The organism is Anthropogastromicrobium sp. (genome assembly GCF_037349415.1).
Lineage (GTDB): Bacteria > Bacillota > Clostridia > Lachnospirales > Lachnospiraceae > Anthropogastromicrobium > Anthropogastromicrobium aceti.
This window is the reverse complement of sequence record NZ_JAXWCK010000034.1, coordinates 79,385-101,829: the sequence shown is the minus strand read 5'-3', so window position 1 is coordinate 101,829 and position 22,445 is coordinate 79,385. Positions and strand designations below refer to the sequence as shown.

At 43.8% G+C, this 22,445-nt stretch carries 12 protein-coding genes; all 12 read right to left on the bottom strand.

Features of this window, described 5'->3' with window-relative positions; genetic code table 11:
• Positions 1–18: 18 nt before the first annotated feature.
• On the bottom strand, positions 19–1,281 hold the full coding sequence (locus WJP93_RS07755; protein ID WP_337547633.1) for a phage tail tip lysozyme: 1,263 nt from the start codon (positions 1,279–1,281) through the stop codon (positions 19–21).
• Positions 1,282–3,735 (bottom strand): hypothetical protein, encoded by a 2,454-nt coding sequence (locus WJP93_RS07750; protein ID WP_337547632.1) that lies wholly within the window; start codon positions 3,733–3,735, stop codon positions 1,282–1,284.
• Complete coding sequence (locus WJP93_RS07745; RefSeq protein ID WP_066562665.1) at positions 3,719–4,036, bottom strand: DUF5592 family protein; 318 nt, start codon at positions 4,034–4,036, stop codon at positions 3,719–3,721. Before WJP93_RS07745 ends, WJP93_RS07750 begins: the two co-directional genes overlap by 17 nt.
• A 21-nt stretch (positions 4,037–4,057) precedes the next feature.
• Positions 4,058–6,367 carry a hypothetical protein gene (locus WJP93_RS07740; RefSeq protein ID WP_337547630.1) on the bottom strand — a complete coding sequence of 770 codons (2,310 nt, stop codon included), beginning with the start codon at positions 6,365–6,367 and terminating at the stop codon, positions 4,058–4,060.
• Positions 6,368–6,392: 25 nt separating this feature from the next.
• Entirely contained in the window at positions 6,393–8,906 is a 2,514-nt protein-coding gene (locus WJP93_RS07735) for a type IV secretory system conjugative DNA transfer family protein (RefSeq protein WP_337547628.1), read from the bottom strand.
• 22 nt (positions 8,907–8,928) lie between these two features.
• Positions 8,929–9,102 carry a hypothetical protein gene (locus WJP93_RS07730; protein ID WP_337546481.1) on the bottom strand — a complete coding sequence of 58 codons (174 nt, stop codon included), beginning with the start codon at positions 9,100–9,102 and terminating at the stop codon, positions 8,929–8,931.
• A 100-nt stretch (positions 9,103–9,202) separates the two neighbouring features.
• Positions 9,203–9,472 carry a hypothetical protein gene (locus tag WJP93_RS07725; RefSeq protein WP_156500950.1) on the bottom strand — a complete coding sequence of 90 codons (270 nt, stop codon included), beginning with the start codon at positions 9,470–9,472 and terminating at the stop codon, positions 9,203–9,205.
• Between the two features lie 2 nt (positions 9,473–9,474).
• Complete coding sequence (locus WJP93_RS07720; protein ID WP_337547624.1) at positions 9,475–10,785, bottom strand: hypothetical protein; 1,311 nt, start codon at positions 10,783–10,785, stop codon at positions 9,475–9,477.
• Complete coding sequence (locus tag WJP93_RS07715) at positions 10,782–10,952, bottom strand: hypothetical protein (RefSeq protein WP_337547623.1); 171 nt, start codon at positions 10,950–10,952, stop codon at positions 10,782–10,784. Before WJP93_RS07715 ends, WJP93_RS07720 begins: the two co-directional genes overlap by 4 nt.
• Before the next feature lie 46 nt (positions 10,953–10,998).
• A complete protein-coding gene (locus WJP93_RS07710) occupies positions 10,999–11,934 on the bottom strand; it encodes a class B sortase (protein WP_066562672.1) in 936 nt (311 codons plus the stop codon).
• 19 nt (positions 11,935–11,953) lie between these two features.
• Positions 11,954–12,139, bottom strand: coding sequence for a hypothetical protein (locus WJP93_RS07705; protein WP_337547620.1), 186 nt, complete (start codon positions 12,137–12,139; stop codon positions 11,954–11,956).
• A gap of 126 nt (positions 12,140–12,265) precedes the next feature.
• Entirely contained in the window at positions 12,266–22,396 is a 10,131-nt protein-coding gene (locus WJP93_RS07700) for a VaFE repeat-containing surface-anchored protein (protein WP_337547619.1), read from the bottom strand.
• Positions 22,397–22,445: the final 49 nt, after the last annotated feature.

The following is a 22,445-nucleotide window of genomic DNA, read 5'->3' as shown; positions in this document are numbered from 1 at the left end:
GCTCCTTTCTTCTTTGGCTTATTCGCCAAAGATCATATAAAAATTTTGCGGACGTTCAATTTCCGCCCATGTAAATTCCCGATTCACCGGATATTTCCCGGCCGGATCATTAACTAAAAACAGTCCATCATCCGTTACGCCGCGCAAAACAATAAAATGTCCCACTGGTGAAAAAAAGCTTCCCGGCTGTTCTCTGGCGATTATGGGATATCCATTTTCCAGTGCTTCTACGACACTGGCCTGATCGTGGACACTCCGGTATCCCACTCCATAATGCGCTGCCGCTGCTGGAAAAAATTCCCATGTGCTTCCGGTTGGTGCAAGGTATGTAGTTCCACACCATGCAATCATATCCGGCGGGGTTATCGTGTCACCCGTAAGATACGACATTACCATTGCCAGACAGGTAGGCCCACATCCTGACTTTGCCAAAGTCGTATCTCCCCATGCGACTGATGCATAATTTCCCTGCAAATATAACGGAATTTCCATTCCGCCAGATGGTTCCTCTGATATAATATCTTCCTCTGATTCACTTTCCTCTTCGTCACGACTGGAATTGCCTCCCATGTCACCGCCTTCCATGTTATCAAGATACATTTGCGCATACGGCAGGCGGCCGTGACCATTGCCACAATCAAACGACACCGATAAACAGCCGGATGCAGATGTATATCCATGATTATTACAGCCATCTGGGTATTCTTCCGGATCTTCAAAACAGCAGAAAAAAGCCATCGTTGCCTCATACAAATCGCCTTCCCAGAAATCCGCCTTTGTGACTCCGTAATACTTTCCCATCCCAGTATCATACCAGCCGGAATAAGGATTTTGGTTGTGCAGCGTGGCATCTATTGCCATGCATTGCAGTTCCAGATCATTCCATTCCATGCCCATCGAATCTGCATACCGAACCAAACTATTTGTCCCACTATAAGTAGTCCATTGCGCGATTCCCATTGCAGTTCCGCCTTTTTTTAACTGGGTAAAAGAGTTGTAATCCAATCGTGATTCCCATTCCAGATTTCCCAAAATTGCCGCAATTTGAATATCTGTATATCCGGCATTTGAAAAAAACTCGCAAACGGCAACTGCCGTTTCTGAAACAGAAACCGTTTCGGAAAAACTGACATCACCAGAAGAAGTGGATGATTTTCCAAACAGTGCGATTACAACGCCGCAAATAATTAAAATAAAAATAACAGGAGCCGTAAACAACGATGACAGCAAAAGCGAACCTGCCCATTTCAGGATTTTTTTTAGCGCTTTTTTATGATTCATTTACCGTCCTCCGGCGAACCTGTGGTCTTCGGTTTCTGTAATGAAAATGCGTACCTCTAAATTTTGGTCGCCTGCCGATACGATAAACGAACCCATATCCAGAGAAGGAATCCGATACAGTTCTGTTTCTGTGTACATGCCAGGAAACTTACCTTCCAAAACTGGAATACAAGTCGCAGTCTGTTTTCCAACAAACCGATATGTCGCCAAGTCAAAAAGATCTTGCACTGCCTTTTCTTCTGAAGATGCCTGATCCCCTTTCAAATTGTCCGTGATGAGTTGCGTTGCAAATACAACTCCTGAAAAATACTTTCTCATTTCGCGCGCCATAATGGTAAGCTGACGAACGCAATCCGCGTATTGTGCATTGAGAATATGATGCGACTCATCGACCACCACCATGCTGTGGATGATATCTCGTTCCGAAATCTGCTGTGCCTCATGCAGCGCCTTCATTCGGCTGCCAACGCGGACACAGTGATCCCAATACAGCATCAGGGCATTGTACAGGATACCGGAGCAGATCGCCGGTTCCAGCTTTAACACAGTCGCAATGTTAAAGCATAACAACTGCACCTGGCTGATATTTCGGATACTGGTATGCCCATCCAGCAGATTGCCATAATTTCGCACCAAATTTTCATATGTACTTCGGATTTCATCTGCCTGAAGCAAAAATTTTTTGCCAAGTTCTCCATGCTCGGCATCTTCAGACGGCTTGTACTCCTGAATCCGCTTGTCCAGATAGTTCAGAAAGTCCGACATGGTTGGATACTGTTCTGGCTGTAATCCGCAGACAGGTGTCTGACTGGTGATCTTCCCATCCGCTGGCACAATACCGAAATCTATATAAAAGTCCAGTAACAGCTTGCTGTATGTATTCAGTTCGTTTTGGTTGCATTGATTCTGCCTCCGAAGTCGATAGATCGCCGTTAATTTGGATACGTGCTGCACCCAGCAGACACCTTCATTTTCGTCTACACGCTGAATCTCAAATTCATTTAAAATTCCATCTGCACCATCCAGAGATAAATATTTGCCGCCTAACTCCTGCACCAGTCCCCGATATTCCCCGGACGGATCAAGGACTCGGACATAATCACCGAACAGGGTTTGTGTTTCTATCAGCTTCTTGAGCAACGTAGATTTTCCACTTCCCATCATGCCGTATACAAGTGCATTGTAGGAAAGACGTTTTTTTGTTTTCGTGAAAATGTTAAAATTAAAGCTGCCCATGGTTGGCGTAGACCCCATGTAGCAGCTATATGGATCGGACAAATAAGAGAAATTAAAGGGATTTCCATCACCCAGCACACTTCCTGGCAGAATTTGTCCATCCCGCGCATTATTTAGTTTTTGTTGTTTCCGGTATGGAAGCAATAATGACTGCCATTCCTGTTTCTGCTCATGGAGCATCACCGTACAATGGTATTCTGCGGTTTCCACCGCTCCCTGAATCCGAATGAGTCGTTCTTCCAGATCATCCAGACGTTTTGCAGAAACATACAGGCGAATGGTTACATAACGCAGCGTTTCTCCCTGATTTGCCACTGCATCACGCAGCTCCTTTAGCTCCTGATAACGTCTGGAAGCATCCATCTGCTCTCCATCTTTATGCTCCGTTTGAAAGCGAATTTTCTGTTCCGTGAATGAACGGTCAATCATTCGTTTCACTTCCCGTGCATTCGCTGCTCCCATGTCCACAGCTACAATTACATTGTCCTGATTGACGATTGGTGACAGCCAATGCATATCCAATTCACTTTTCCAATCATAGATTGTAAGTATCGCTCCAAAACTGCTTCCAGTCCGAACGTAAGCCGGATAAAAATGAATCCCACCTGCTGGCTGGATTGCAGAAATCAGAAACGGATCGTACCCATACTTTTCTATCGTTTTCCGGGAGCCAATCTGATTCCGGTTAAAAAAAGCCTGCTCTGGATTTAAAATCTTTGTCAGAACATCTATTTTTTCCTGACGTGAAATCGTCAGGATTAGTCGGGCATCTTCCAAACGTCCGACTGCCCCACCCCTGGCATCTGCCAGCTGCTCCGGTGATTCTGTATACAAGAAAAAATAATATTCCTTCCGCTGCCTGTTCTTCTCAAGCCATTGCAGTTCCTTTTTTCTGGCTACCAGCTCATTCCTACGAACGGTCTCCTGGCAGGACTCCAACTTGTGAGTGACATACTGAATCTGCTCCGTACACCGTTCCGGCATACTCACGCAAACCAGCTTAAGATCTGCCGGATAGCGGCTATAGAATTGCTGAAGCTTCAGGTTTTCATACTCCAGATCAATATCACGAATCGCTTGAAAATCACTGCAAATCACACGAACAATATCCAGACATCCCCAGCCTTCCAGCTGAAAACAGGTATCCCGTTCTGAATAGCTCAAAATTCCCAGTAACTCGGACATACTGGCGGATTCCTTTTTATTTGATTTTTTCATCTGCTGCCTCCTTCTCTCCTACGGGGCGAATCATATGATATGTCTGTAAATCCTCCGTCAGCAGGAACACACACACCTGCCAGACCTGTTTCCCCGGATTACTGGCGGGACGTTGAAGCAACACCAAAATCACCAACACATTATATATGATATATGGAATTTTCAACGTATCCGCAACGAGTCCTCCGGTAAAAAACCACATGATGGTCGGATATAAGACAAGAATTAAAAGATCTTTCAAAAACAGGCTTCCGCTAACCTTTACTTCTGCTTTTAAATCCTTCGTTACGTGGTATGCCATAATACTATCTTCCTCCTTTCATCACATCTTTCTGGCATTTCCCGGCGGCTCTGGTCGTACCGGACTAGTCGCTGACTTTGTATTGCTGTGTCCGTTTTGGACATGCTCGGACTTCTGCGTGGTTGTTCGCTGTGTAGTCGTTTGCTTTGTGCCTGCGGATGACTTTGATTGACTATCTTGTCCAGATACGTTTCTGACAGCTTGTGTTGATTTTGTTTTTTCTCCTATCGGTGTACCTGTGTGTCCGTTTCGGACACGCTCGGAAACAGAGTCCGGTTCTGACTGATCGGATGATGCCGGGAAATCCTGTGCTGTTGGTTCATTTCCTGACATTCCCCTTTCTGGCATTTCATTTTCTCCACTACTGAAAGGAACTGAATTGTTATCTATTTCTCCAGCACCTCCCCAATTCGTTGGTGGTTCTTGTGACTCCATAGCTTCCTGTCCTTCATCTGTATTAGAAGGGAGTGCATCCTGCGATGGCTGCGCTTGTGTCTGTTCCCCAGCAGTTCCTGCCGCTGATTTTTCTCCAGATTTTCCAGCAGCGGCGGCTTTTCCTGGCGGTTCCTGCTTTGTAGATTCCGCTGCTTTTGCCTGTCCGCTTTTCTCTGTTGTTTTCCTTGGTTCAGACGAGCTTCCATATCCTGATTTCTGCTGCTGTTTATTATTTGCCTGTCCAGTTGCCGTTTTTTCCGGTTGGCTTCCTGCCTTTCCTGGCGGTTCCTGTCCTGCTCCTGCTTGTTGCGGAGTCGCCTGCTTTTTGCTCTGATTATCCGACTTGCCCTCCTGCGCAGTACCATATGGCATTTCTCCACCAGCTACTTTCTCAGCCGTAGACGCACCACCCGGAATTTCCGTTGATGATACTCCATGTTCGGTTCCTTCGGATGCAGGATTTCCAGCTGATTGAGTATCACCTGCCGATGTTCCAGATGCGGCATTTGGTTCCTGCCCACTGGATGCAGTATGCTCCTGTGATGCAGCATTTCCTTGTGATGCAGCTTCTGCTGCTTTCGTTGATTCCGCAGATTCCTGACCAGCATGTTTGCTTCCGCTGCTCTGCCGTTCAGCGCTTCCCGGCGGTTCCTGCCTACGATTTTGCGTTGCTCCTGAACTAGAAGAATTGCCTGCATTTCCTGCACCACCCGGCGGTTCCTTTGCTCCCTTGCTTAACCTCTCCTGCTCTTCTTTTCCACCCGGATTTAGCGATTCTTCTTTCACCTTGCTTGCAGCCTTTGCCGCTGCCTTACCTACTCCCGTTGCCCCCAATCCAGCTTGCAGCAAGTGCATAGCTCCTATTGTCTTCATTAGACCATCTTTCATGCCAACGTCGATGCCTAACACTCTTTCAACAATGTCTGGGCCATCAATCATTGCGATTCCAGCAAATGCAATCAGCAAAATGCGGACAAAATTATTGCTGTATTCCTTCGCCACCCACAGCTCAAACTCGCGCCAGATAGCGAAACCCCAGATCATAATCGAAACGCTCCAGAATAAATTTAATAGATACTGCAACGTTTGTTTTGTTTTTTCTCCCGACATAACATCGCCGGAGAAAATATAAGCCAAAATTTCGCCATAGATCATATCCCAGATCAAACGAAAAAGTCGGTACGATGCAAAAATAAGAACCAATATATTTACGATCAGCTCGCCAATGATTGCCATAAAATTGATGGAATAGCGATAATACAGCGGTGTAAGAAATCCAAAGAATCCCTTTTTAATTTCTTTATATTTTACTTTTCCACTGCTTTCATCAACGATCATATAATATTTGAATACCTTATCCGTTTTTTTCTCTACCTGTTCATTCTGATCGATGTATTTAATGGTTTCTCCAGTAAAGCAATTGGGGGACTCAAAAGTCCACCCGTTTTGTTTCAGATACAGCAAGTCAGTCGTATTACTGATAACGGTTGTGTCTGCCACACTGGTGCCATTCGCCATGAAAACATTCTGCTCGATTCCCAATAATTGAACTCCAAGCTGAACACCACCCGGAAGCAGCATGACAACCGCCATTGTAATGATCAAATTTTTCAAAAACGGGGGTCTGCGCTCAGAGTATAAAAATACGGTTCCAACAGCCAGAATGGTAACCAGAAAAATTGCATTCCAAATGGGATAATAGGTTCCCAACTTCTCACTAATCACTTGTGTAAAACTAAGGACGCGAAATACCGCTTCCCAAACAGATTGACATGCATCACAAATCCCACGAAGCAACAGAATCAATTTCCATCCAACAGTCCGAATTGCCGATTCAACAACATCGCTTTGTTGAAAATATTTTGCATAATTAAGTAGGATTTCTTCATAATTCATTCCTATTTCCTTTCTCTCTTATTCCTCATACTAATCCGATTCTCGGCTTTAATTGGGATAATAACGCACCTTTTTTCTCTAACGGTATCTTTGGGTTTTGAACAACGCGAACAAATACTTCACCTGCTGCACATCCCTGTAACAACAATTCGAGCAGCTGCGAATCATATACCGCCAATTCCCTGCAAAGTGCCGCAAACTGTCTTTCATGGGTTGGTGTATGTTCATGTTCCTGCGGCCTTTTAATTCGGGTATCCCACTGGTAAATCTGTTTCTCCGCCAATTCCTGATAGCGCCATTCCATCTGCATTTTCATCTCTTCTAACGCTTGTGCTTGAGTTGCATCCTGCGCTCGCTTTAACTCTTCCTTTACTTCTTGCAGTTGCTTCGGAATCTGCTGGAAATCAGCGGCTTCAAAGCTGATATCATAATCATACATCAGCTCGTCTTCCTGAACCGCCTTCAATGTTGGCAAATGCAGCGATTCCTCCGATACGGTATCCGCATCAGGAAAATATTCTTGTAAATACTGATAACGATACAAAAATGCACGACCTTCCTTTCGAGAATTAAAGATTGGATGAGGTTTGACCGGATTTCCTTTTAAATCACGACGATACATTGTACGTAAAATCACATTTTCACCTTCCTCCAAATCCATCAGCTCACGCGGATTCAGTAAAGGACGTTCTTCTTGTGTCTCCGTATAACTTTTGTTAAGTGCAAATCTTGTTCCAACACGATTCACATTCGTGATCGTTTTGGAACCAAGAAGTGATGAATAAAGTTTTGCGGTTTCCTCTTCGCTGGTTTGCAAATACACCTGGTTTCCGCAGTTTCCTTTAATGACCTTTGCCGCATCACCGTATTTCAGTGTCAGTTGCGCATCTGTCTGAATAATAAGATTAAATATCATGTTCAATCCCAAACAAATGGCAAGCTTAGAATTCAGATCTTGAATTGGTGGGAACTGTGCAATTTCATCCAGATGAAAAATGATTCTTCGGTCACACTTACCAGAACGACTCTGTATACATGCACGCGCATTAGCTTGATAGAGCTGATCAATCATAGAAATTGCAATCGCATCTTTAGAACGATCATAAAACGGAACCTGGAGAAAAAGTGCAATAGGTTTCTTTCCAAAACCAAGTTCTTCTGGAGAAAATGTACTTTCCCGTGTTAATTGTTCCATACCGCCAAAAGTATATTGACTTAGCTTTGTAAGCATTTGGCTGAAAATACTGCCCTTTGTTCGATCCCCTGAAACTTTGATTCCGCTGTACACAACTTTCGCACGATCAAATCTGCCTCGTGCTTCAAAATAATCGTCCAGCTTAGTTGTGTTTTTTCCAGTTGCTTCTCCTGCCAGGTTCGTAAACAAATTGATTACTGACGCCATGCAGTTTTTCTTCAGATTATTTTCCTGTGGCTCAAACGGAACATCTGGAATTGTCTTTGCTGCCAGAACACAGGTTGAAAATGTTTTTTCCTGTCTTAACTGTTGATAGTCCTGATCTGCCTGTTTTTTTGCGTCTTCTGTAAGACGCTCATATGCCTGACGCTTTGCCACAAACAATGCCGCAAGTCTGGCATTTTCTCTCGTATCCTCCCGTATGCAGTCTACCGTATGCGCCATTATGGTTGCTGTAAGCGCACTGGTTGCATTTGACAGGAAGAAATCAGAATTATCATCGCTCTTTCCTCCAGCACTTGCAAAGTGTGGATACGCAAAAGCCTTGCACAGAAGTTCCGCATCTGAATCTCGCCCCTCCTGATAGTAACGTGTAATCAAATAAAGTGGATTATAGCCAACTCCACGCATTGGGTTTTCCAAATTGATGGACATTACTTCGTATCCACGATCCTGAAATGCTTTTGTACACATTTTTCTAAGATCGAATTTCATATCCAGAACGATAAGTGACGGTTGTTTTTCACTTCTGCTGTAGCTATCCAACATACGTAGCGAAAAAACCTCTCCTTTTCCGGCTCTGGTAATCGCCAAAATCAGTGCATTCGTTGCACTTTCGTCAAGGTACATATAGCCGTCCTTACTTGCTACAGGCAAACCACCGTTTCCCGGAATCCGTTTGATGCTTCCATCCGGGTTCTTTTCTGGGATTTCGGCTACAGCCGGATACTGCTCTTTGATTTCTTCCATTGTTGTGAAACGGCTGGTTCCTTTTTGCCCTGCCTCCAAACTACGAAAAGCATTGCGAAACCGATATACGTTCAATATTGCTACTGCAATCGCCACAATAACCAAAAAAATATACACTGGAGCTAAAGCCGGATAAAAAGTCGTTAGACAACTCCAAGAAAAACAGTCTGTTAAATGTCCTTTACAGAATCGAATAAACGTATTAACCAATACATGCAGTACAACAAGCAACAAAAACTCTGCTGCAAGTGTCAGCATAAGTACCCACTGTGGCTTTTCCAGAAGTACATTTCCTTTCAGCATACGATCTGATTCCTTCATCTGGTCTTTCCATTCCTGTCTCTTTCCCTGTTTTTGCTGCTTCTTCTGCTGCATGTTTTCTCCCTCCTTTGCCTGCTCATTTCCAAAACAGCTTTACTACAAACCACAGGCTGCATAAAGTACCGATTACCATACCTATTACACCAAATATGTATAGAACTTTCTGCTCTGTTTGTTTTGAAAATGTAATTCGTGTAATGACAGTTGCACCTGCTACTATTCCAAGAGCAAAGCCAATACTAACTGCCATTCCACTCACCATTATTGTAAATATAATCTTAATAAAATCCATTTTATTCTGAGAAGGTATGCAGGCACTGTCATACCTTCCCTTTCTCCCTTCGCAGTACTCAGAATGTTAACGATGCACCTGCACTTGCTGCAATGTTAAATGCCGACATGATGATTGCCGTTCCAATAATGATATACGGAACCTGTTTTCTTCCTCTCGCTTTGCTTTCATCATCACCGATCAGGAATTTACTGCCCAAAATCAACAATGCAATACAGATTAGTACCCCATTTCCTGCTGTCTGGTATTCATTTGCTAATATAGAAATTGCCGTAAAAAAGTCGGTTAACGATCCTGCTGCTGGTAACATTACATATGTTTCATTCATAGTCATTTTTCTCCTTTTTGTTTGTTTTCTTTTTTGGTGTTAATCCACGCCCTCGGCTTGGGACGGAATTTGGCTAACAGACCAATCATAATCAAGCCCAATGCCACGCTTCCTGTTTCCAAAAACAGCAATACCAGATCCTGCCACGGCATTCCTGCAATCGTTTTATTTGTGTCCGAATCGGACACGCTTTCCACTTGAGCCTGCTCTGATACCGTTTCCGCTTCCGTTTCTGGAGTCTGCGTCACAAGTTCCGCTTCTGTCTCTGCCACCGTACTTTCTGGTTCTGGAAAAATTTCTTCATAGGTTACATTTGCCGTGATTAGATAACCAGTAACATCTGATACATAATGACTGGTATAACGCACCATTGGAAGATCTGCCTCAGCTACTTCACCTGAAAACCATGCTCGTGATCGTTTTATCATTCGATTTCCGGTTGCTTTCACGGATTTCCACCAGCTGCCATCTGCTTCCTGCCAGCCCTCACTATCCCATGCAATTCCAGTAATTTGATTGAATGTTCCATCCAGATTGAGCGATTGCAGAATCTTATTTTCACAACCATCAAACCATGGACTGTCATCGGACGCTGCCGGAAAACTTTCATCACCGACTTCAAACACCCACTGACTTGTTTCCTCATTCCAGCGGTATTTGACCCATTGTTCCAATCCTCCTTCCCACCAATCTGCTCCATCATCCTGCCAATCTGTCCGTGGAATAGTACCGTAGATTGCTTCTCCAGTTACATCATCTGTCGATTCGATGTCAATGGACTCTGGGACTTCCTGCCCATCCAGATAGGTACGCTCAACCGATACAGTCTTGCTTCGTCCGTTTTTTGTCCACTCTTCTTTGGAAGTATCCACAAGTGTATAATGCAGTCCATCTACTTCAATTTCCTGTTCTGGTGTATATTCCGCATATGCCCATAGATCCACACTACTCTTGCTATATTCCTTCGTTAATTCTGTAATCTGATACTGCACATCCTTCAACTGATAGGATGTTCCAGATTTTTCGATCTGTTCAGGAAATGTGTGAGCATCCTGTGTGTCTGCAAGATATGTATAAGTTTCCTGCCAGATTGCTGGAAGTGCAACCTGATCCGTTTCCTGCGCAGATGTTTCTGTTGTGTCCGAATCGGACACACTCTGCATTTCTGTTTCCATATTTGCATCTGATGTCAGCTCTACAACAGAAGCCGTGTCCGAAATGGACACGGCCTCTGTTGCATTCTCTGCATATGTTGGTGATGATACTGCCAACATCAATCCACAAAGCATGATAAGTTTTTTTCTCTGTTTCAAGTGTTTTCTTCTCCCCTTTCTGTGTCCGAATCGGACACAAAATAATTTGCATTCAAGCGTCTGCTTTTTCTTACTGACAGCATACACATAATACTGACTCCCATAAATGCACCTGCTAAAAAAAACAAGCCACAGCCAATCACTAATGAGCTGATGCTAATTGTCATTAGATTCCTCCTTACTAGTTCTTGCCATCCCCCTAAGAAGATCCGCTTATTTATTCTTTCCACTTGGATCTGGAATTGAATCCCCGTCTATATAAGTTCCACACACGATTGTACGGTCAAAACTGTTCGGAACGCATGTAGAAAATACAACTACATGCCCATATTCCTTCAGCTTTACATCTCCCTGCATACTGTTTCGCAGCTTTAATTCACTTTGCCATTTGGAAAAATCTTCTCCCCAACAGTCAAAAGACCGCTGAAAAACATCTGCTGAGCGGTGACACTGAAAAATTGAGAAAATCTGATAGCGGTAGTTCCCTTTGGGTGTCAGAATCCAGAAATACGGTTCCTCATCATACAATTTCTGATCTTTTAGTAATGCAAGATCAGACAGCATTGACCCGTCCCGAACGTTATGTCCATAAATGATGGAATATGGCGATGAGAAATCAGATGCCATACGGTAATCCATGAAAATACTGCCTGCTTTGGAATCATCACTGGATAAATCATATGTCCGGTTTACATAGTATGCATTATCTTCTGCCTGCAAAATTGGGTAAGATATTTGCGGTAATCCGGTAAAGTATACCCAGCCAATAATATCTTCATTGATTTCCTTTAATGCTGCCCAGTCTACCTCAAACGGAGATTCCTCTTTTTTCTTTTTTGTTTGCTCTCTTTTTGTGTCCGATTCGGACACGGATTCTTCTGTTGATAATTCTGGCTGCTCTGACTCATCCGTTGCCTGCAAAACTGCCTCACGAAGATCTCCATACAATTTCTGATCATCCTGATATTCCTGATAATAGCACCATAAACAATATCCGAAATATCCTGCTGCTCCAAGTGCAAAAATCAAAACAACAATCAAACCGAGTGGGATATGACTCTTTTTCTTTTTTCCTTCCTCTTCACAGATTCTTATGATCTCTTCGTTTGTTGACACAACATTTGTTTTGTTATTTCTTTTCCATTTCACTACTCTGCTGTCTCCATTTCTATGCAAAGGATGCAATGATACATAAAATACCAATGATCAGGCTGATATTTCCAGCTAGTGCTGCCACCTTACGAACTATGGATGCTTTCATTGCCTTCCATGTACTGTCATGAATCTCAAAAATACCGGCATATGTTCTTGCCATAATGCCAATTAGTGTAAATACAATTCCGGTAAACAGCATATTTTTGTCCACCTCCATATTTTCTTACAGTCCCGACCTGAAAGCCGGGACTGTAAGTTATTTCCCCAGTAAAATATTTATCACTGGGAAAATGATAAATACGTTTTTTTCAAAACGTCACATCGGTTACTTCTGATTTTTTCTCTTTCTGAGCAGTATAACAACAGCTGCCATTGCTATAAGAACTGCTACTGCCAAGCCAAATACATACGGCATCGGGCTTGAATCATCTCCTGTTACTACTGGTGGAATCACCGGCTGTACCGGTACACTTACCGTCTGGTCCTCATCATTAAGGTCACTGTGAGCAACAATCGGATTACCCTGTGTGTCATACAGTGTCTCAAAGACTACCAGTGTCTTTCCCTGCAGCTGTGTGGTATCAAATGTGAAGGTTACTTCCACACTTCCGTCTGCTGCTTCTGCAGTAAAGGTGGTTTCTGCGGTTACGCCAATCGTCTCTCCGCTTGCCTTATCCATAATGGTTCCCTTTACCACATAGGTCTTTCCTGCGGTCAGACCCTTGTATGTTACGGTATCCACTAAGGTTACGCTGCTTCCCAGGGTCATGGTCTTGCTTCCAGATGCCTGGTCTGCTGCGGTAGTATGAATCTCCGGATAAGAGATCGTCTGGTCCTCATCTGTCAGATCTTCATGGGTTCCAATGGAGATTCCCTCATAGGTGACATCCTCGAAAGCAACAATCTTCTTTCCTGCCAGTGCAGAAGAATCAAAGGTAAACTCTAAGATAATGCTTCCATCTGCTTCTTCGGCAACGAAGGTCTTTTCTGCTGTTACTTCCTTTCCGTCAATCGTTAATGGCTCTCCGGTTTCCTTTACCATCAGCTTGCCGCTTACGGTATACTCCTTGCCCGGGATTAAGTTGGTATAGAATACTTCATCCAGAACGGTAGTTTCCTTTGCGACAACACCATCATGATCTCCTGTTACCTTATCGGTTGCGGTCGTATGAATCTCCGGGATGCGAACGGTCTGGCCCTCATCGGTGATATCGGCATGTACAGCTACTTCCTTTTCCTCTGTATACAGAGTCTCGAAAGCAACCAGGGACTTTCCTGCCAGTGCAGAAGAATCAAAGGTAAAGGTAATGTCGATGCCTCCCTCTTCGGTTTCTGCGGTAAAGGTTTCGCTTGCGGTTACTTCCTCTCCGTTTACAAGGATCGGTTCTCCGGTTTCCTTGTCCATCAGCTTACCAGCTACGGTGTACTCTCTTCCGATTTCCAGTCCCTCATAGGAAACGGTATCAACGATCACAGCCTCTTCCTTGGCCTTTTCGATATGATCCTGTGTATCCTCTCCTACTGCGGTGGTGTGAATCTTCGGGATGTATACAGTCTGATCCTCATCGTCGATGTCTGCGTGTACGGCAATCTCGATTCCCTCATACTCCATGTACTCAAAGGCAACAACGGTCTTTGGTGCAAGAATGGAAGCATCAAAGGTAAAGATGACATCGACACTTCCCTCAGACTTCTCAGCGGTGAAGGTAGTGCTTGCAGTGATTTCCTTATCATCAATTAAGATCGGCTCACCAGTCTTCTTATCCATCAGCTTTCCGTGTACGGTATATTCCTTTCCTGGAAGCAGGTGGGAATAATATACGGTATCAACGATTGTTGCCTTATCATTTGCCTCGGTATGGTTAATCTTTGTTGTCTGATCCTTTGCAGTTGTATGAATCTCTGGGATGTATACCGTCTGGCCTTCATCATCAATCTCATGATGTCTTCCGACTTCCTTACCCTCGGTGTAAAGAGTTTCGAATACAACTGTTGTGGTTCCTGCCAGAGTGATAGCATCCAGTGTATAGGTTAACGTGATGATCATGTCTGCTGCATCTGCGGTGAAGGTTTCCTCAGCGGTAATGCTTTCGTCATTTACCTTCAGCTCTTCTCCGGTAGACTTATCCATCAGAACACCCTTTACGGTGTACTCGTTTCCAATCTTCAGACCGGTCAGAACCACCTCATCGGTGATGATCAGATCCTCATTGGCTCCGGTTACATGATCATGTGTGGTGTTTGCTGCGGTTGCAGTGGTATGAACATCCGGGATGTATACGGTCTGGTCCTCATCCTCGATATCGGCATGAACCGCTACCTCTACGCCCTCATACTCCATAGACTCAAATGCCACTACGGTTGTTCCGGCGATTGCGGATGCGTCAAACTCGAATACGACTTCTACACTTCCCTCAGACTTCTCAGCGGTGAAGGTGGTGCTTGCAGTTACCTTCTCACCATCAATCAGGACTGGCTCTTTAGTCTCCTTATTCATCAGGGTTCCAGTAACCGTATACTCTTTTCCTGGCAACAATGAAGAATACGAAACAGTATCAATGATCTTTGCCTTTGGCAGTGCCTCGGTATGATCAATCTCTGTTACCGCATCTTTTGCCTCTGTCTGAATCTTTGGAAGGTATACGGTCTGGGCATCATCTTCGATTTCTGCATGAACGCCTACTTCCTTTTCCTCAGTATACAGAGTCTCAAACGCTACCAGTAAGGTATCTTCCAGTCCGGTTCCGTCGAAAGTAAAGGTTACATCAACGGTTCCGTCTGTCGTTTCCGGTACGAAGGTGGTTTCTGCAGTAACTTCCTCTCCGTTTACAAGCAGGGTCTTTTCAGCAGACTTATCCATCAGTACACCCTTTACGGTATACTCTCTTCCAACTTCAAGACTCTTGAAAGAAACGGTATCGACAATAGTTACATCCTTCTTTGCCTCGGTTACATGATCTTTTGTGTCCTCGCCGACTGCCGTGGTGTGAATCTCCGGGATGTAAACGGTCTGATCCTTGTCCTCAATGTCTGCATGAACGGCTACTTCTACGCCCTTATAGGTCAGGCTCTCAAAGGCAACAACGGTCGTTCCGGCAAGTACGGATGCATCAAAGAGAAAGACAATCTTAACGCTGCCTTCCGGTTTTTCTGCCATAAAGGCAACTTGGGAGGTAACAGGATTGCCATCAATCAGGATTGGCTCGCCGGTTTTCTTATTCATTAAGGTACCAGTCATGGTGTATTCCTTTCCTGGTAACAGAGATGAATAGGAAACGGTATCGACAATCTTTGCCTTCGGTAATGCCTCGGTATGATTGATTTCGGTAGTGGCATCTTCTGCCTTGGTATGGATTTCCGGTACGTAGACACTCTGCTCCTCATCGGTGATGTCGGCATGAACGGCTACTTCCTTCTTTTCCGTGTACAGGGTTTCAAATACAACGATTACGGTATCTTCCAGTCCGGTTCCATCAAATGTAAAGGTTACATCTACGGTTCCGTCTGTGGTCTCCGGTACGAAGGTAGTCTGGGCAGTTACTTCTTTTCCATCAACAAGGATTGGCTTGTTTGCTGCGCGATCCATCAGCTTACCGGTTACGGTATACTCTCTTCCAACCTCAAGGCTGGTAAAAGCTACGGTATCAATTAAGGTGATCTTCTCATCTGCCTTGGTTACATGATCGTTTGTATCATCGCTGATTGCGGTGGTACGAATCTTCGGAATGTAGATCGTCTGACCCTTATCATTGATATCGGTATGGGCTGCTACCTCTTTGTTTTCGGTATACAGAGTTTCAAATACAACAGTGGTTGTTCCTTCAAGAGCAGTTGCATCAAAAGTAAAGACAACTTCTACGCTTCCTTCCTTTTCTTCTGCTGTAAAGGTTGTTGACGCCGTTACTGGCTTTCCATTTACAAGAATCTTCGCTCCGGTTCTCTGATTCATCAGCGTTCCACTTACGGTATACTCTCTTCCGACTTCCAGTCCCTTATAGGTTACGGTATCGGTAATGGTCACTTCCTTGTCTGCTTCGGTATGATTGATTCCAGTTACATTATCCTTTGCGCTGGTACGGATGGTTGGGATGTAAACCGTCTGGTCTTTATCCTCAATATCAGCATGAACTGCGATCTGGATCTTCTTATATGTAAGGGTTTCAAATGCAACAACTGTCTTAGGTGCTACAATACTTGCATCGAAGGTAAAGATTACATCAACACTTCCCTCGGACTTTTCAGGAGTGAATGTGGTGCTTGCCGTAATCTCTTTGCCATCAGCCAGAACAGTCTTTCCTGTTTCCTTATCCATAAGTGTTCCGCTTACTGTATACTCTCTGCCAGGAAGCAGGTTTGTATAGGAAACTGTATCAACGATAGTGGCTGTCTTATTTGCTTCGGTGTGGTTGATCTTTGTTGTCTGATCCTTTGCAGTTGTATGAATCTCCGGGATATATACTGTCTGCTCTTCATCCTCAAGGTCAGCATGTGCTGCCAGAAGTGCGCCGTCAGAATACAGATTTTCAAATACAACTGTTGTGGTTCCTGCAAGCTCTGATGCGTTCAGAGTGTAGGTTAACGGTATGGTCATTTCATGTGCATCGGCTGTGAAAGTTCTTCTTGCGGTAATTGTATTTCCATTTACCATGATTGGCTTTCCTGTCTTTGCATTCATTAAAGTTCCGCTTAAAGTATACTCTGTGCCAAGCTTCAATGCCTTAAGTGCTACCTGATCGGTGATTGTAACCTTCTCGTTAGCACCGACAACATGATCCTCTGTATCGTTGCTTGTTGCTGTTGTATGTACTGACGGGAAGTACTCGGTCTGTCCTTCATCTCTGAGATCTGCATGGACTGCCACCTTCTTACCCTCGGAATACATATCCTCAAAAGCAACAGTTGTCTTTCCTGCAAGGCATACGCCTGAGAACTTAAAGGTAACGTCAATTGTTCCGTTTGTCTTTTCAGCGACAAACTCATTTGACGCAGTAATCTTATTTCCTGCATCATCAAGAAGTGCATTGCCGGTTTCCTTATCAACAAGGGTACCGACTACTGTGTATTTGCGTCCGATTTCAACACCATTGTAACGCACGGTATCGATCAGAATGATATCTTCGTCTGCCGCGCTGTTATGGCTTCCATTTTCAGAATCAAAGATGGTTGTTCTGAGTTTTGGAACATATACGGTCTGGTCAGTATCAGAAATATCTGTATGAGAAGCAACGGTATTGCCGTCTAACTCAAGGTATTCATAGAATACTAACTTTCGGCCGCCGATTTCGGAAGCATCAAAATTGAAAGTAACATCAACTGTTCCGTCAGGTGTTGTCGGAACAAACTCAGTACTTGCAGTAATGGTTTTTCCGTTAACCATCAGGGCATTTCCTGCGGATGTCATCAGAACACCCTTCATTACATATGTTTTTCCAGGAAGCAGATGTGTATAGGTTACGGTATCCACAACAGTTGCATTGCTATCTGCAAGTACCTGATTTAATCCGGTATTTGCATCCAGAGCCTTGGTGTGGATCTTTGGAATGTAAACAGTCTGATTCTTATCATTGATATCCGCATGAACGGCATATCTTCTTCCCTCATAGGAAATATCCTCAAATGCAACGAGTGTCTTTCCTGCTAAGGAAACGCCTGCAAATGTAAAGGTGATATCAATGTTTCCATCAGCAGTCGGTGCCGTAAACTCCTTAGATGCGGTAATTGCATTGCCGTCATCATCAAGAGCAGCCTCACCTGTCTCGGCATCCATCAGTGTTCCCGTGATTTCATAAGTCTCGCCTGCCTTTAATCCCGTATAAGTTACTGTATCAATGATAGTAACGGAATCAGCTGCATTTGATACATGATCTTCAGTAACATTATCACGCGCAGTTGTCTGAATATCCGGGAAGGTAACAGTCTGATTTTCATCATCCTTATCCTTATGCTCTGCACAGAACTCTCCGTTTACGGAAAGCTCCTCAAATGCGACAACAGACTTACCTTTCAATGCAGATGCATCAAATGTAAAGGTAACATCCTGAATGCCATTCTTTTCTGCCGGAGTAAAGTCAACAGTTTCCGTCATCAGCTCGGTGAGTGCATCGCCTTCCTTAACATAAAGGGTTCCGGTTAAGGTATATGTCTTATCTGTATCAAGGTTCTTATAGGCAACATGATCGGTTAAGGTAATGGAGGATACAGGTTCTGTGAAATGTTCTTCATTTACATCAACCAGTGTTGTTTTAATTCCCATCGGAACGTTATTGACTGTTCCAAGATCAAGAACCTTTCCGTCAGTGTCGATTGTGAATGTACTTGTGTACATCTTCATGTTTCTTGTTGCTTCGGTCTTTAACTCGGTAATGGTGTAGGTTCCATATACAAATGAACCGTAAGAATCATTTGCAGCTGTCATGGTTCCTTCACTTCCCATACCAAACCAAAGTCCGGCATCCTTTGCCAGTGAATCCACAACGCTCTGTGGAATGACATCCTTATCACCATACTGTGAAAGAACTGCATCATTGGCATTGGTATTTGTTGTCTTTCCAACTGCAGAAGTAAATGTACCGTCTGCACTGGTTAAAATGTAATGTGTTTCACCTGTTGTATTATTTGTAATCCTGAACGGAATATAAGCAAGTGTTTCTTCTGTATCTGCATTTTTCTTTACGAATGACAGATCTCCACGAACAACACGGTCTGTAAAGGTAACTGCATTCATGTTTGTTTCGTACTGAATGAAAGCGCCACCCTGATACTCAACAACATTGAAATAATGGATTTGACCATCATTCGTGTAATAATTGTTTGCTGATTTTTCTCTAACAGCATAATGACCAATCGGATACTGAGTAGTCATGGTCACATTTCCCTCAGCATCTGAGGTTACTGTCTCGATTGTCTCACCCTTTTTATAAGTTGTATTTCCAATGATAACAGAATCGTCTAAACAATAAACCTCAAAGGTGATTCCGGCAAAGTTCGTTCCACCCATAGCAGCTTTCTTATTAAGCTCAAGATCATGCTTTTCCATCTTCGGAGTGCCGTTGATCTGGCGCTCAGCATACTGGAGAGTGATTGCTGTTTCATCCGTTGCTGCAGTATCTAATGCATTGCCACTCTTTAAGTAAATAGCAGAATCTTTGTCAACTAAGTTGAAAAGATAAACATTATTAGTTCCAGTCAGTGTAGCACCTGTTGCAGCACTACTAACAACTGCGCCATCTTTGGTAAATCCAGTCGGAGCCTTTGTTTCCTCAACAGTAAGAGTTCCTAGTGGAATAATATAAGTTCCCATAGTATTTTTACCAAACTTCGCACCATCCGAAACACCAGAAACAATATGCGCATCATCTAAAAATGCTTGATAATTTCCACTTGCATCCTTAATAGTTTTAATAACCCAAGTAGTTGCCTTAGCTTCTGGATCTGCTTGAATTTCAGCTACAGTATTATACTGCTTTGGATAATACTTAATCGTATACTCTGCACCAGATAAGTCGGCTGTAGTAGTTCCATCTGCATTGATCTTATTGATTACAATACCAAACGGGTCATTCAACGGTACATCTGTTGTCTCACACATTACCGGAGCTGTTGCTGTCGTTCCTGCTGTTACCTCAATTGTATAAACGGTACTGTTTGTCTGATAGCCTGATCCTGGTTTTGCTTCTGCCTCTCTTACATAGTAAGTTCCTGCTGTCAGTTCATAAGGCTGGCTGTAGCCGTTTGCATCCAGTGTAACAACAGTTACCGGATTTCTGCACTCAGCATCAGTGAAGATACCATACGGAATGCCTTCAAAGTTATAGCAGCTGTTTCCATTGGTGATTGCCGGATCTGCTGAAGATTTATGAATCTGCAAGAATCCGGTCTTTGGAAGTTTTGGCGTGATGGAAAAGGAACCACCTGTCCACTGTCCTCTTGGAGAAGTGCAGTAGAAGAAGAAATACGCTGTACCATCTGGATCTTTGCTGGTGCAAATGATCTTTCCACCTGTAAATGATGGACACTGACCTCCAACCTCATCATTTGCACATGTACCAAATACCCAACCAAGACCGGCAGACAGTGGGGCATCATCCTTCGTGCTTCCAGAGTTGTTTACATCAACGTGAATGACTCCATTTCCCTTACCGCCAACGGTATTAAACCATCCAGATACATCCGAACCGTCTGAATCTCTTGTCACGGTATTAAAATGGCTTAAAAACGTCTGAGTAGTCGCTGATCCTGCCGGTGTAAGATTTGCCAAAGCATTCGGACCAAACATACTAGCAATTTCTCCTCTGGTAGTGTATGTTCCCGGATACTCCTCAACGCTGGCTATATAGCCACTCTGAATTGTAAACCAATCTCCGGCATTAATGCCATCAGTTGAATACTTGACATCGGAATGATTCATTGAATTTGCCGTATGAGTAAAGCTCTTTGCATATGTTCCTGCTACATACTGTTGTGCCATTTCTGTAGTCAAGCCATTCACTCCATTATAAGCCGCCTTAAATTTCTCAGGTGTATTGGAAATCATGTACTTTGCATCTACATCATAGCCGTATGAATAAGATGCATTCGGCATAAACCATCTTACAGTTAGATTTGCATTCTTGTACGATGCTGGAATTTTAACTGTCATTTTTTCAAGATCCACAATACATTCATCTGTAATCGCATGCTCACTGTCAATGCTCATAAAATCAACATATACGTTAAGCTTGCTGACTAAATCAGCATCTTCCGCAAAACCTATATAAGTAGTGATGTAGTCTTCATCCAAGACGGTCTTCATCGTTTTCTGACTTACCCATACCAGATCTTCAGAGCTTCCTTCATAGTTGTAATAAGAAATCTGATGATTGATAATCGGCCCGTTAAAGTCAATGTTAACTTCTGGCTTACTGTAATCAGTTGGAAATACAAGTTTCTCGTCTGCTACTGCTCCATTTACAGTATAGTAACCAGAAAATTTTGCAGCTGCTTCTGATGTGGAATCAGCATGCACATTGAAATCAACAGTTGAACCATAGTTAGAACTTGTGATTCTTGCACCATCTTCATCAGCTGCACCAATGATATAAGCACTTTCGATATTACCCGGCACGAAAAATCTTACATCCATGCCTTTGTTTCCGGCTGCACCAACCACTGCAATTCCTGCGGCTGTTGCCTCGTCAATGATCGAGGTTAATGCTGCATTCTCTGCTGTTGCGACTGCCGACATGGAAAGGTTAATGACAGATGCCTTTTTGTCAATCGCATAACGGATTGCCGCATAGACAGCGGAGATGTCTCCGGTACCGTCAGCACCTAATGCCTTGATGGAAAGAATGGATACATCTGGGTTCTGCTCTGCAACAAGCTGTGCCATCCTGGTTCCGTGTCCGTTCTCATCAGCTGTATTGTCACCGATCATGGATACGGACTCGGTTACATTTGCAACGTCGTTGACACCGGTATCAATGACTGCTACTGCTCCTGCTGCATTCACCGGATTCTCGGCTACAGCTGCCTGAAGTTCTGCAATCGGGTTTTCCTCTGCTGCCATCGGGACTGCTGCATTTGCACTGCCGTCTCCGTCTGCTACGGAAATGACGGTATCCACATCTACAAACTCAGACTTGTTGTAATAGTAAGCATAAGCGTACTTTGCCTGCGTCTCGGTGTCATACTGCATTAAGTACACACCTGCATAGTCGGAAAGTACATGCTCAGGATCAATGATCACTGATTCGTCGGCTGCAACTAAAAGTCGCTTGCTTGAAAAATCAATTGCACCCAGTTGTTCTTCGGTCAGTCCACTTGTCGGATCTAAGCTTGCAAACGGATCAGCCTGAGTACTTTCTTCTGTTGTTTCAGATTCTGATTCAGTCTCAACCTCTGCGCTTGTCTCCTCCTCTGCTGCCTGTGTGGTAGTTTCTATTGTTTCGTCCGGACCGCGAGTCTCATTAGCTTTTGACTCTTCGATATCTTCTCCGGACGGATCGACCTCAGAAGAAAAAGTGGTTTTCTCTTCCTCGTAGGTCACTTCTGCAGTTGTTTCAGCAACAGTTGCCTGCACTTCGTCTGATACCTGTGTTGCATCGTTAGTTGCCTCAGTAGTGCCAGAAGTTTCTTCAATCACTGAATTGGTCTGTTCTGCACTGGTCTGTGCTGTTGTTTCTGATTGAACAGAAACAGACTCTTCGCTTGTTCCTTCCTCGATCTGACTCTCAATTGCTACAGACGATTCCATTTCAGAAGCCATCGAAATAGTTGGCATCTGGAAAGTCGTCGTTACCGTCATGGCAAGCGCCATGATTGTTGATGTCAGCTTCTTTCCTTTTTTATTTTTTGGACTCATCGTCATATCCTTTCTTTGGACACCAGACTCCCTTTTTTGTCTGGCTTTGGGTTGCATTCTTTCTTCCTTCTTTTCGGTGGTGATCTCAGACGATCCATCTTTTCCTCCTGTCATTTTACTTATTATTTTCTCTTAGCACTTCAAGCTTAAAAATGGGTACAAA